12 protein-coding genes are annotated in these 13,285 nt (G+C 37.7%); all 12 read left to right on the plus strand.

Translation table 11 applies throughout. The features are described 5' to 3' along the window. Positions 1–38: 38 nt before the first annotated feature. The 12 genes from E4N78_RS08320 to E4N78_RS08375 all read left to right on the plus strand — a co-directional run bounded on the left by E4N78_RS08320 (position 39) and on the right by E4N78_RS08375 (position 13,150). A complete protein-coding gene (locus tag E4N78_RS08320; protein ID WP_255810095.1) occupies positions 39–779 on the plus strand; it encodes a FliG C-terminal domain-containing protein in 741 nt (246 codons plus the stop codon). Between the two features lie 18 nt (positions 780–797). Next, positions 798–2,369: a FliG C-terminal domain-containing protein gene (locus E4N78_RS08325; protein WP_255810096.1), complete on the plus strand. Its 1,572-nt coding sequence runs from the start codon at positions 798–800 to the stop codon at positions 2,367–2,369. Between the two features lie 357 nt (positions 2,370–2,726). Next, positions 2,727–3,842, plus strand: coding sequence for a leucine-rich repeat domain-containing protein (locus tag E4N78_RS08330; protein WP_255810097.1), 1,116 nt, complete (start codon positions 2,727–2,729; stop codon positions 3,840–3,842). A gap of 10 nt (positions 3,843–3,852) precedes the next feature. Continuing rightward, positions 3,853–5,694: a leucine-rich repeat domain-containing protein gene (locus E4N78_RS08335; protein ID WP_255810098.1), complete on the plus strand. Its 1,842-nt coding sequence runs from the start codon at positions 3,853–3,855 to the stop codon at positions 5,692–5,694. Between the two features lie 10 nt (positions 5,695–5,704). Further along, positions 5,705–6,322 carry a leucine-rich repeat domain-containing protein gene (locus E4N78_RS08340; protein WP_255810099.1) on the plus strand — a complete coding sequence of 206 codons (618 nt, stop codon included), beginning with the start codon at positions 5,705–5,707 and terminating at the stop codon, positions 6,320–6,322. Positions 6,323–6,342: 20 nt separating this feature from the next. Further along, complete coding sequence (locus E4N78_RS08345) at positions 6,343–7,440, plus strand: leucine-rich repeat domain-containing protein (RefSeq protein WP_255810100.1); 1,098 nt, start codon at positions 6,343–6,345, stop codon at positions 7,438–7,440. Further along, positions 7,437–7,814 carry a type II toxin-antitoxin system death-on-curing family toxin gene (locus E4N78_RS08350; protein ID WP_255810101.1) on the plus strand — a complete coding sequence of 126 codons (378 nt, stop codon included), beginning with the start codon at positions 7,437–7,439 and terminating at the stop codon, positions 7,812–7,814. Before E4N78_RS08345 ends, E4N78_RS08350 begins: the two co-directional genes overlap by 4 nt. A 56-nt stretch (positions 7,815–7,870) precedes the next feature. After that, the gene (locus tag E4N78_RS08355; RefSeq protein ID WP_255810102.1) at positions 7,871–8,098 is read left to right on the plus strand and encodes a hypothetical protein; all 228 of its coding nucleotides are present in this window, start codon (positions 7,871–7,873) and stop codon (positions 8,096–8,098) included. A gap of 292 nt (positions 8,099–8,390) precedes the next feature. Next, on the plus strand, positions 8,391–10,079 hold the full coding sequence (locus E4N78_RS08360; protein WP_255810103.1) for an ATP-binding protein: 1,689 nt from the start codon (positions 8,391–8,393) through the stop codon (positions 10,077–10,079). A 297-nt stretch (positions 10,080–10,376) separates the two neighbouring features. Beyond that, positions 10,377–11,741 (plus strand): PD-(D/E)XK nuclease family protein, encoded by a 1,365-nt coding sequence (locus E4N78_RS08365; protein ID WP_255810104.1) that lies wholly within the window; start codon positions 10,377–10,379, stop codon positions 11,739–11,741. Positions 11,742–12,215: 474 nt separating this feature from the next. Further along, on the plus strand, positions 12,216–12,923 hold the full coding sequence (locus E4N78_RS08370) for a leucine-rich repeat domain-containing protein (RefSeq protein ID WP_255810105.1): 708 nt from the start codon (positions 12,216–12,218) through the stop codon (positions 12,921–12,923). Positions 12,924–13,024: 101 nt separating this feature from the next. Then, complete coding sequence (locus E4N78_RS08375) at positions 13,025–13,150, plus strand: hypothetical protein (RefSeq protein ID WP_255810106.1); 126 nt, start codon at positions 13,025–13,027, stop codon at positions 13,148–13,150. Positions 13,151–13,285: the final 135 nt, after the last annotated feature.

The raw sequence follows: 13,285 nt of genomic DNA on the forward strand, positions 1-13,285 counted from the left end.
TTGATACTTTCTTTTTGAGTTTCTATAGGAGGAATGATATGACACAAACAAAAAATCTTGAATGCAACGAAAAGATTTCCGAATCCCTCAAGGTTATTAACACAAGCCCTATCGAGGCATTGGTCACTTTTTTGCGTACCGAAAGCCTGTTGCAAGCCGTACTCGTTATTACCGCTTTGGAACCGGAAAAAGCATCCTGCACGTTAGAGCATACGCCCGAACACATAAGGAAGCCGATTATTGCATCTCTTACACGCAGTATTCAAATGTATCCCGATGTGTATGAAAAGATAATTGCTGATGCGGCGGAAACAATACGGAACATACAGGCGGACAAAAAGCGGCGGGTATCTGCCGGTTTTATGACTGAACTTGAAGACAGTATGCCGGAACTCAATAACCGAACAGTCAAATCCATCTTGAATATTTTAAAAGAAACGGATAGTGAACGCTCTTGCAAGATACGTTCCGCTATTGTTGCGTTTGAAGACATTATGCTCCTTGATAACCGTTCTGTACAAAAAGTGTTACGGGAAGCACAAATTGAAGAATTTGCTGCGGTACTTATCAATGCACCGGAAGCATTAAAACAAAAAGTGAGCTGCAATATGTCAAAACGGGCATTCACAGAGCTTGAAAAATATATGAAAACACACTATTCGCAGCTCATTAAGGTCAAGGAGGAAATGCAAGACCGTATTGCCACTATCATGTGCCGATTAGAAAAATCAAAAGAAATTAGCATTCCGCGACACGATGATGATGCCGTTATCAACTAATACATTAAAGGAGCATAGATGATGATAGATATTCAGCAAAAAGAAGATGGAAAACAAAAAACGGAGACACCGCACACTCTTATCGAAAAGTGCAGTAATGAAATGTTGGCTAAGGTTTTACGGACGGAAGACCCGCATACGGGGGCTCTTATTATCGGACGTTTGCCGCTTGAAAAAAAAGCTGCCGTTTTAGAGGGTGTGTTGCCGCACCTAACTGCTGATCAGCAAAAAATCATTCTAACGGAACTGACATTCGGCACGAGTGAATTAGCGGAGAGTATGCAGCTTATCGAAGCGGACATAGCAGAAAAAATAAAACGCTTAACGGAAAAACGCACTATACTGATAGGCGGCATTGATTTTGTCAACAAAATACTGATAAATGTGAATGAATTATCAAAAAAGGAAATTCTTACGCTTCTTAAAAATGCAAATCCGGCGTTATATGAACAAGTACATGCGGAGCCCTTTGTTTTTGAAGATATTGTTATGCTCGACGATCGTTCCATTCAAAAAACAATGCACAAAACAGATACTGCACAAACGGCTGCCGCGTTGGCAACTGCATCTTGTGAGGTAAAACATAAAATAATGATAAACCTCTCAAAACATACTACGGAGAAAGTGGAAGAAGAGATTAAAACTATCCACGCAAAGTTGGAAGAAGATACTGAAACAGAGGATGAATATGAAACCTTCAGTATGAAAATGGAAAATGCACAAGCTGCCATTCTTGATACTATCTTCCGGTTGGAAAAAACAGGTGAGATTGTTCTTCCAAAACCGGAGTTTGACTTTATGGAAGAGGCGGGTAATATTATTTTTCGAAAACCGCCGCTTGAGTTTATTTCCAAACCATTGTCTGACTTTATTGAAAACTGCGATACAGCAACACTGTGTGCGGTTTTGCAGCAAGAAGATCAGCTGATCATACCGCTGCTGATTGGAACTATGTCTTTGCATAAAGCTGCCGAACTTTTACAGATGCTTCCCGATAGTGTACGGCTTCCGATCATCGAATACCTTGCACAAGGTAACTTTGAGTCTGCGGATGCGGTGGAGTGTATTGCAGAACATATACGGAACGAAATAGAACAGAATACCCAAGTGCCGTATATCGAGCTTGACGGTATAGATTTTTTAGAAAAGATGATCGGGCTTACGGACAGTCTGTTTACGAAAAATGTACTATCCTTTTTAGAGAAAACCAACTATGAAGCATACACAGCATTACGGGAGCGCATCTTCCTTTTTGAAGATATTGCTCTACTGCATAATCATTCTATCATCAAACTGCTGCGTGAAATTGATAAAGAAGACTTCTTGCGGGCGTTCAGTGCACCGTGTCCCGCCGTACAAGAAAAAATGGAACGCAATATGTCAAAAGAGGCAGCAGCAGCATTAAAAGAAGAACTTGATTATATGGGAACCGTACCCATACAGAAAGTACGGGAATCCCGGCAGAAGATTATCGAGCAGCTCCGTCAGTTAGTAGAACGCGGCGAAATCGTTTTGCAATATACGGATGCAGAAAAGTTCTTAATGCAAAAGAAAACGATATTCAAGGCAACCGCACCGGGAAAGATTTAAATTATTCGTGCGGAGGGTTTAATACCCCGACGCTCGCGTCGGGGTTGTTGATTAAACCTGTTTGACAACGCAGTTATCGAACAGGTCTATTATCACGTATACAAACTATATTATAGGAAGGTATACCTTATGAAAAACATAGTAGCGTTTATATTTTTACTCGGGTTTGCAGCGTGGTTTTTTAAAGCTATTCCCGGATTAGAATTCATCAGTTACTTTATTCATGGAACGTTCAACCGGATTTGGCACGCAGCTGGTAGAAATCCGATAGTATTCATCATCGTATTCATATTTATGTTTGCAGCTTACAAGCATTACGGCTAGTAAGACTGTCTAACAGTGTAAAAGGAGCATACCATGCAAGAGACAAAAACACCGCTTACAGACGAAGAAAAAGCAAATATACAGCTTTTGGAAACAACCGACGGAATACTAACAGGAGTAACCGATCCCGATAAACTCATAGGCAGTCTTGTGCTGCCCGACGGTATTACCGAGATCGATATGCTTGCATTTTCCTATTGTTTCGGCTTAACAAGCATTATTATTCCCGATAGCGTTACTAAGATTGGAGAAAATGCATTTTACGGCTGCACCGGTCTAACGGAACTTTCCGTTGATAGTGAAAATCCTGCCTATTGCAGTGAGAACAATATACTTTACACAAAAGATAAGAAACACCTAATAGCCGCAGCAGGCGGGTTAAAAGGGCGTGTTGTGCTGCCAGACAGTATCACCGAGATTGATATGCGTGCATTTCAGTATTGTTCCAGCTTAACAAGCATTATTATTCCCGATGGTGTTACTCGTATTGGTGATATGGTATTTTCCAGCTGTGACAATTTACGAGCTATTGTTATCCCCAATAGTGTTACTATAATTGGCGAGTGGGCATTTTCGGAGTGTACCGGTTTAACCGGTGTTACGCTACCCGATAGTATTACCGAGATTGGTATGCTTGCGTTTGCCTATTGTTCCGGTTTAACAAGCATTAGTATTCCTGCCGGTGTTGCTCAGATTGGAAATGATGCATTTTTCGGATGTAGCCGTCTAACGGAACTTTCCATTGATAGTGAAAATCCTGTCTATTACAGTGAAAATAATATCATCTATACAAAAGATAAGAAACACCTGATAGCCGCAGCAGGCGGTTTAAAAGGGCGTGTTGTGTTGCCGGACGGTGTTACTGAGATTGGAGCATGTGCATTTAAGTGGTGTACCGATTTAACAAGCATTGTTATCCCCAATAGTGTTACTATAATTGGCGAGAGGGCATTTCATAGCTGTTGGAATCTCAAAACGGTAATCATAGAGTCTACAATTATAAAACACATCGGCGGAGATGCTTTTAAACGTGTTAATGCCGATATACATTTTACCGTGAAAACCGATGCAGTAAAAGCAATGCTGAAAAAGAACACCGCAATACGGGACGAACAGATTACAGTTGAGCCTAATGCTAACTCATTATAAGGAAGTAAATATGAAACAAACCGCAATACCACTTACAGACGAAAAACAAGCAAATATGCAGCTTTTGGAAATAACCGGCGGAATACTAACAGGAGTAACCGATCCCGATAAACTCATAGGCAGTCTTGTGCTGCCGGACGGTATTACCAAGATAGACAAATTTGCATTCTCCGACTGTTCCGGCTTGACAAATATTGTTATTCCCAATAGCGTAAAAGTGATTGCCGATTATGCATTTTCCTGCTGTACCGGTTTAACAAGCATTGTTATTCCCGACAGTGTTACTAAGATTGGACATGATGTATTTTCAGACTGTAGCTCTTTAATACGTGTTATCATACCGGATAGCGTTACCAAGATCGGCGATTATGTATTTTCAAACTGCACTCATTTAACGGAACTTACGGTTGACAATGAAAATCCTGTCTATTGCAGTGAGAACAATATCCTGTATACGAAAGACAAGACACACCTGATAGCTGCGGCAGGCGGTTTAAAAGGGTGTGTTGTTCTACCTGACACTGTTACTGAAATTAGTCCGTATGCATTTTCAGGCCGCACCGGTTTAACCGGTGTTACGATACCCGCTGCTGTTGCATGGATTACTGAATGCTTATTTTCCGATTGTTCCGGTTTGAAAAGCATTGTTATCCCCGACACGGTTACTGTGATTGATAAAAAGGCATTTTTCCGCTGTAGCAGTTTAACAAGTATCAGAATACCGGATAGCATTACTAAGATTGGAGATGCTGTATTTTTATACTGCACTCATTTAACGGAACTTACGGTTGATAATAAAAATCCTGTCTATTGCAGTGAGAACAATATCCTTTATACGAAAGACAAGACACACCTGATAGCTGCGGCAGGCGGTTTAAAAGGGCGTGTTGTTCTACCTGACACTGTTACTGAAATTGCTGCTTTTTCATTCCGGGATTGCTGTTCTCTCACAAGTGTTAATATACCCCGCAGTGTTACTCGAATTAACGATTGTGCATTTTCAGGCTGCACCGGCTTAATCGAGCTTAACGTTGATAGTGGAAATCCTATCTATTACAGTGAGAACAATATCCTGTATACAAAAGACAAGAAACGCCTGATAGCTGCGGCAGGCGGTTTAAAAGGGCATATTGTTATACCTGACGGTGTTACCGAGATTGCCGATTATGCATTTTCGGATTGCCGTTCTCTCACAAGTATTAATATACCCGGTAGTATTACCCGAATTGGTAATTGTGCATTTTCAGGCTGTACTCGTTTAAACTATATTACAATCCCTGACGGTGTTACAGAGATCGATTATGAGGCATTTGCCGACTGCACCGCTTTAACTGATGTTAGAATACCCCGCACTGTTACATGGATTGATGAACAAGTATTTATCGACTGTACCGCTTTAACACGTGTTACGCTGCCCGATACTCTTTCAGTGATTACTTGGGGTACATTTTTCGGATGTTCCGCTTTAACCTATATTGTTATCCCCGATAGTGTTACTGCACTTTGTCCGATTGCATTTTCAAACTGCAGCTCTTTAACAGATATCATCATACCGGATAGTGTTACGGTACTTGATGATGTGGTATTTTCCGGCTGCACCGGTTTAACACATATTACAATACCCAGCAATGTTACATGGATTGGCGATGAAGCCTTTTCCGGCTGTACGAATCTCAAAACGGTAATCATAGACTCTACTATCGTAAAGACTATCAAAGACAAGGCATTTGAAAACGTACATACTGATATACATTTTACCGTGAAAACAGATGCAGTAAAAGCAATGCTGAAAAAGAACCGCATGATACGGGACGAGCAAATTACAGTTGAGCCTAATGCTAACTCATTATAAGGAAGTAAATATGAAACAAACCCCAATACCGCTTACCGATGAAGAAAAAGCAAATATGCAGCTTTTGAAAATAACCGATGGCATAGTAACAGGAGTAACCGATCACCGTAAGCTGCTAGGAACTCTTGTGCTTCCGGAGGGTATCACAGAGATTGGTATGTTTACATTTATCGGCTGTTCCGGTTTAAAAAGTATTATTATTCCCGATAGCGTTACTAAGATTGAAACAGGTGCATTTATCGGCTGTAGCGGTTTAACAAATATTTTTATTCCCGATAGTGTCACTGAGATTGCTGATGAAGTTTTTTATTTCTGTGGTTTAATACATATTGTTATTCCCGATACTGTTACTAAAATCGGGAAAGATGCATTTTCCGATTGTAGTTCTTTAACAAGTGTTATAATACCGCATAGTGTTGCTGAAATTGGCGATGAAGCATTTTCAGGCTGCACAAATCTCAAAACGGTTATCATAGAGTCTACTATCATAAAACACATCGGCGTAAACACTTTTGCTAACGTACATACTTATGTGCATTTTACCGTGAAAACCGATGCAGTAAAAGCAATGCTGAGAAAGAATAGCACAATACGAGACGAGCAAATTAAAGTTGAACCGAATTTGTAAATAAATTTAGGAGGTATGATATGCAAGAAATAAAAACTTCGCTTACTGATGAAGAAAAAGCAAATGCACAGCTTTTGGAAATAACCGGCGGAATGGTAATAGGAGTAACCTATCCGGATAAGCTGATAGGGAGCCTTGTGCTTCCGGAGGGTATTACGAGAATTCATAAAAGGGCTTTCCTCAAATGCACTGCTTTAACACGTGTTGTAATACCGAAAAGCGTTACCCAAATCTATCCAATGGCTTTTGCAGACTGTATCAGCTTAACAGAGCTTACGGCGGATAGTGAAAATTCCGTCTATTACACTGAAAATAATATCATTTATACAAAAGATGAGAAACGACTGATAGCTGCAGCCGGCAATTTAACAAGCGTTACAATACCCGCCGATGTTACTATGATTGGTTTGGGCGCATTTTCCAACTGTATTTCTTTAACACGTGTTACAATACCGAAAAGCGTTACCAAAATCGGTTTAAAGGCTTTTGCAGGCTGTATCAACTTAACAGAGCTTACGATTGATAGTGCAAATCCTGTCTATTGTAGTGAAAATAATATTATTTACACAAAAGATAAAAAACGCTTGGTAACTGCAGCAGGCAGTTTGAAGTCTATTGCTATACCTGACAGTGTTACTAAGATTTGTTGGGGTGCATTTTCAGGCTGTACTTTGTTAACAAAAGTTGAAATACCCGATAGTGTTACTGAAATTAGCAGCTTTGCATTTATAGGCTGTGCTTTTTTAGTAAGTGTTACAATACCTGCCGGTATCACTAATATTGGCATATTTGTGTTTTCCGGTTGTACGAGGCTTAAAACAGTAATTATAAACGCTGCCGGTGTAAAGAAAATCAAAGCCGATGTTTTTAAAACGATATATGATGATGATGTACATTTTACCGTGAAAACAGCTGCGGTAAAAGCAATGCTGAAAAAAAGCTGCCGAAGTATACGGGACGAACAGATTACAGTTGAGCAATATAATGAGCAAAAGGCAATAATCCCCGTTTCAGATGAAAAAAATAGTTACGAGATTATTTCCAACAAGCAACTATTTGAAGCTTCCGATTCCTTAATCACCAAAAATATAAAAGCCTATAAGGAATTGGCAAAATGAAATTCTTTTCCGAAGCACAGGGGTTAAAAATTCATTCATCTTTAATTACAAAGACCGGAGGAATAGACGGCATTCGGGAATGCAATCTTTTGGATTCAAGTCTAAAATCAATATTCCAAACTTTCGATAGCAATGCATTATATCCGGCGCTTTTAGACAAAGCAGCTCAACTTTGTTATTCACTCATTGAAAATCACCCTTTTTTAGATGGAAATAAAAGAATTGGAATTCATTTATCGTTGGTTTTTCTTAAAATAAATGGTATTGATTTGAACTATACGCAGGAGGCACTCGTTGATTTTGGATTAAAAATAGCTTCAGGTAAGATAAAAAAAGAAGCAATACAAGAGTGGTTTATAGAACACAAAATATGAAGAAAAAATTATACGTTTTGCCGCTAAAAAACTGATTAAACAATAAGAGGTATAAAATGAGTAAATGGAGTAAAGAATTACAGGAGAAAACAAGATACGAAGTTTTTCCCGGTGCAGTCATGAAAAACAAAAATCATACTTATGGTATTTATTTTGAAGAAGGCGACAGCGTGGTGATTAAAGGGGTTATTGAAAGCGGTTTTATGCCTATGCCGAATGATAAAATTATTGCCGCTTTCAGTTCTATTACAGAAATGATTGATGCAGGATGGGTAATCGATTAACTGTTTTCATAGTATGATGTTTTTTTACTGTCGGAGGTATAAATAATATTTTAACGTTTTTTGTATCTTTGATTTTTGCTTTTAATGCTTCTATATAAACAGTTGCTATATTTAATCTTGTTGTATACAATATACTTTTACTAATCAAATCATCAATAAATTTATTTTTTTTCATAAAATATACGCCCTTATCTTTCTATATTCATTATATAAAACATACTAAAAATAACCTCTCAAATACTTCACACTATTTTGAGCGGTTTAATCCCCAGCTAAAACTAAGGAGAATTAAATGCCGAAAATTACTGAATCAACGATGAATGTCATTGAAGCCGTTGCCTCTGTTGCGGAACAACTTGCCGATTCAAAGTTCAAGATTAAGGCTTCTAAGGAATTTTCTCATGCCGTTGCACATTTGAATAACTACTTTGAAACGAATGAGCGACAAACATGGCTTCTCTGCAGTATGCTTGCCCTCCATTTTGAAAACAGGAAAAAGCCTTGCCGTTTAAATACAATCGCACATTTTTTCGACTGCTCAATGCTTACGATGCTTGCATGTAGAGGAGATATCGAATCGATTATTGCAAAACAGTATATGTATACCGTAAATGCACTGCATGATGATAAAATAGGTTTAGACAGTTCGTTTCAGTTTTCGGAAGAATTTTTGCAGTGTCTTTTGCAGAATGAAAAGCCGGTTATCACCGCCCCCGCACCGGCTGAAACGGATGTACTCGATATGGTAAATAAAATTAGGCATGAAGTATGCTGCCGGCACTCTTTGGGGATAAAGGTGCGGATAATGAATGCAGAAGAAAAAAGATATGCAGACGAACCCTTTGTTATTGAAACAAAGCAATTACTGCCCGGTGAAAAAAATCTTCAGGCGCGGATGATGTTTTACACTTGCTGTTCTCATTATATTACCGGAGATGAAGTAGGGCTTGCAGAATTACTCGACGCTACCGTGTATCCGGCGAGTGCAAAGTTTGCCCTTGCACGGGAGTGTATGGATGAACGTTTTATTTTATTTAAAGAGGACTTAGTCGCTTTCGATCAAAAAGGCACACTTACCGATGCAACGATTGAGATTACCCAAAAAGCAAAAGAAATGTTGTTAGGAGAGAACATCGATCTTTTTACAAAACCGGCACAGGGAACCGGTATTATTCAACCGGACGCAATTACGGCAAAAGACCTGTTTTATGAGCAAAAAAATGAAGCGGAAATAGCCCGTCTTACCTCTTCTTTGCAGGAAGAAAATTTTTGCGAAATACAAGCCCGCCTTTCAGAAAAAGGCTTGCCGAAAGGGATCGCCGTATTATTGTACGGAGCACCGGGTACCGGAAAAACAGAAACGGTGTACCAGCTTGCAAAAGCAACGGGACGGATGATTTTGCATGTTGATATTAGCCAAGCAAAATCATGCTGGTTCGGCGAAAGCGAAAAGAAAATTAAAAAGATTTTTACCGACTATAAACAACTCTGCCGTGCAAGCCGTAAGGAAAAAGAGGGAAAATTGCCGATTCTCCTTTTTAATGAAGCAGACGCGATTTTTTCCAAGCGGAAGGATACCAATGCGAGCAATGTGGCTCAGACAGAAAACACGATGCAGAATATTATTCTGGAAGAGATGGAAAAACTTGATGGTATCTTGATTGCAACTACAAACCTTGCCGACAATTTAGATACGGCATTTGAACGGCGTTTCCTTTTTAAGATCAAGTTTGAAAATCCGTCTGTTGAGGCAAAACGGAAAATCTGGAAATCAAAACTTAAGTTTCTCGACGAACGCGAGCTAACATCTTTTGCAGAAAATTACGATTTAAGCGGAGGACAAATAGACAATATTGTCCGCAAAGTAATGATGGATGAAGTCATAACCGGTATGCAACCAAATATTGAAACACTACACGAGCTTTGCAAACATGAAAAAATCGGCAATGATTACGAACAAAGAATCGGCTTTTCTTGCTGAGGCAATTTGTGCAGATAGGAAACTAAAGTTTATATTACCTACACAAGGAGTGTACCATGAAAAAAAATAAAAATCTCTCTTATAGATAAATAAAAAGCAAAGGCGGAGTACACAATGATGACTGAAAGCGAAAATGATACACTTACTCTGATATCCCAGAAATTAAAAACCTATCGGCTTTTTTGTCAGGAAGTGAGTTTGCCAACTTTCGCAGTGCCATAGATACTTGCAAAGATATACTGAAAATAGTATATTATGTTAAACGGATGCCCTTATTGGGACACAAATGGAGGAAAGATGAACGAAGTTTTAATTAATCATATGTATTCAGGAAATTATCTTGAAACCGGAAATCTTGGTCACGAAGTAATAAACCTTTTTAAATGCGATAATGGAAATCATTATATCTATGCTATGTCGGCAGGTGATTATGATACTAAAACCCATAACAATTCGATTAAAAAAATTATTCTTGTTAGAAATATAGATCAGCATAAAGCTGAAATTTTAGGAATATGTGATGTTGAAGAAGAAATTTTCGCATCAGAAATTGATGAACCGAATAAATATACGATGTTTCCATCTGTCAATGAATTGATTAATAAAGATTTTATGAACAAAAATAATCTTGATGGAACTCCTAAAGATAACAAAACTCTTTATCGGATTGAAACATATAAAAAAATACATGAAAGACAAATAGATTATATTGACAAGCATTCCGTAACATACGGAAATGTAAAACTATACGATTTATTCTTAAATAATAATACGGCACATTCGGATCATGCTATATATCTTACTTTTAAGGTTGTAAATTTCAGACGGCCGAAAGAGCTTATCTATCTGTGCGACAATAGATGTGATACAGATAATACGGATACTCATTACTTCAGACTAACGGAAAGAGAGCGAATGTGCGGTGCCAGTGTTGCAACTTATGAAAATCTTGAAGATTCTGAAATCAAAAGGCTTATCAACGCTCCTTATTGGGAAGACAAAGACAATTCTCCTAAAGTTGATATAAATAACATAAATATAAAATCAACTTCACTACTGAATATAATTAAAAAAAATAATGATGAAATTACATATTCAAATTGGATTTCCTATTATTTGAAAAACGATAAGGAATTATTAAAAAGATTTATCACACATTTTACAAATGAAGACGGGAAGACTAAAAGTAGTTTTGAAGATATCGAAATTATCAGAGAATCAAAAAATAACATTGACATTTATTATGAAGATTCACAAAGCATCTATGTTTTTGAAAACAAAATAAAATCATCAATAAATGGGACACAGAAAAAAGACGATAGTACAGAAGAAGAAAAAGAGTTTTCACAATTGGAAAAGTATTATGTTTTTGCAGAGAAAGAAGCCGAGAAATCGACATCTAAGAAAACTACCGGCTATTTTCTTTTACTTCCAAACTATGCCTATAAAGATACTTCAAAATTAAATAAATATGCAAAATTTGATAAATACAAAATAATAAGATATAGTCAGCTTTTAGATTTTTTCAAATCTTATAATTCCACACTGCCATACTATGAAGATTTCTTAAAAGCACTCGAATATCATGCTTCCGAATACCTCAATGATTTATATTCCGAAATGCTGGAAAGATTACAATCAGTTATTTCGTTGAAAAAATAATGTTACCAACTTTTCCGCTGTTGAATACTTTGCTTGTTATAGATAGCGGTAAAACTACGAAAATCAACACCCCCGACACAGAGCATCGGGGGTGTTGATTCGATATCACGTACAAATGAAAAACCCGGAAAGAAGTTGTATTCTTCAAAAAAGTGTTAAAATTGTATATTATTTGAATTATTATTTCGTATACGAACTATATTATCAGTATAAAGATAAAAAAGAGTTGCAACAAATGAAACAACATAACACCGGCACAGTATTAGCAGTAGTATTTTTATTAGGTTATAATAGTAAAAGGAGGTATGATAAATAGTTTTGCAGGAATTCTGCCTCACTGTTTATCTGATGAGTTTTGTGCTTTGCACAAAACATCGCATTATTGATTGCCGTTTCTCACAGATATTGCGAAACGGCGTAAAAAGTCAAATTGAAAATTGATATTTTCTCATTGACTTTTTATGGGATAATACTATGCAACAGACAAAAATACCGCTTACTGACGAAGAAAAAGCAAATGCACAGCTTTTGGAAATAACCGACGGAATGGTAATAGGAGTAACCGATCCCAATAAGCTGATAGGGAGCCTTGTGCTTCCGGAGGGTATTACGGGAATTCATAAAAAGGCTTTCCTCAAATGCACTGCTTTAACACGTGTTGTAATACCGAAAAACGTTACCAAAATCCGTCCAATGGCTTTTGCAGACTGTATCAGCTTAACAGAGCTTACGGTTGATAGTGCAAATCCTGTCTATTGTAGTGAAAATAATATTATTTACACAAAAGATAAAAAATGCTTGGTAACTGCAGCAGGCAGTTTGAAGTCTATTGCTATACCTGACAGCGTCACTGAGATTTTTTTGGGTGCATTTTCCGCCTGCACTTCTCTAACAAGCGTTACGCTCCCCCGCACTGTTACGGTGATTGGCAGCGCTGCATTTACCTGCTGTTTCAATTTACCCGCTATTGTTATTCCCGATAGTGTTATCGAAATTTGTCCGTTTGCATTTTCCACCTGTAGGAATCTCAAAACGGTAATTATAGAGTCTACTGTTATAAAAGATATTGACGAAACTGCGTTTGAAAACGTACATACTGATACATTTTACTGTAAAAACCGATGCAGTAAAAGCAATGCTGAAAAGGAACACCGCAATACGGGACGAGCAAATTACGGTTGAGCCGAACCTGTAGGATTAGAAATATGTTTATTATGCAGGAAAATCCGTTATAAAATAAACAAAAACGGCAATACTGTAAATTTTTTATAAGAGGTACGAGTATGACAATATCGGTTCAAAATAATTTCTGTATGCAAAAAACTCTCTTTATTCACGGACTTAATTCGGATAAAAATTCGGGTACGGGGCAAGTAGTAAAAACGCTATTGGAAAAGCACGGAATTTAACTTATTGTTCCGTCACTCGATATACTAAACCCCGAAAAAACTTTACAGGAAGTTAAGTCTTTGATAAGGGAGCAAAATGTTTCTTTGATTATAGGGCATTCGAGGAGAATTATTATTGCAAGCCTAAGCTGATTA

This window comes from Treponema denticola (genome assembly GCF_024400535.1).
Lineage (GTDB): Bacteria > Spirochaetota > Spirochaetia > Treponematales > Treponemataceae > Treponema_B > Treponema_B denticola_C.

Bases quoted from the DNA above. Each gene is read 5' to 3' on its own strand.
- E4N78_RS08320 (WP_255810095.1), top strand. From the start codon at position 39: ATGACACAAACAAAAAATCTTGAATGCAACGAAAAGATTTCCGAATCC.
- E4N78_RS08325 (WP_255810096.1), top strand. From the start codon at position 798: ATGATGATAGATATTCAGCAAAAAGAAGATGGAAAACAAAAAACGGAG.
- E4N78_RS08330 (WP_255810097.1), top strand. From the start codon at position 2,727: ATGCAAGAGACAAAAACACCGCTTACAGACGAAGAAAAAGCAAATATA.
- E4N78_RS08335 (WP_255810098.1), top strand. From the start codon at position 3,853: ATGAAACAAACCGCAATACCACTTACAGACGAAAAACAAGCAAATATG.
- E4N78_RS08340 (WP_255810099.1), top strand. From the start codon at position 5,705: ATGAAACAAACCCCAATACCGCTTACCGATGAAGAAAAAGCAAATATG.
- E4N78_RS08345 (WP_255810100.1), top strand. From the start codon at position 6,343: ATGCAAGAAATAAAAACTTCGCTTACTGATGAAGAAAAAGCAAATGCA.
- E4N78_RS08350 (WP_255810101.1), top strand. From the start codon at position 7,437: ATGAAATTCTTTTCCGAAGCACAGGGGTTAAAAATTCATTCATCTTTA.
- E4N78_RS08355 (WP_255810102.1), top strand. From the start codon at position 7,871: ATGAGTAAATGGAGTAAAGAATTACAGGAGAAAACAAGATACGAAGTT.
- E4N78_RS08360 (WP_255810103.1), top strand. From the start codon at position 8,391: ATGCCGAAAATTACTGAATCAACGATGAATGTCATTGAAGCCGTTGCC.
- E4N78_RS08365 (WP_255810104.1), top strand. From the start codon at position 10,377: ATGAACGAAGTTTTAATTAATCATATGTATTCAGGAAATTATCTTGAA.
- E4N78_RS08370 (WP_255810105.1), top strand. From the start codon at position 12,216: ATGCAACAGACAAAAATACCGCTTACTGACGAAGAAAAAGCAAATGCA.
- E4N78_RS08375 (WP_255810106.1), top strand. From the start codon at position 13,025: ATGACAATATCGGTTCAAAATAATTTCTGTATGCAAAAAACTCTCTTT.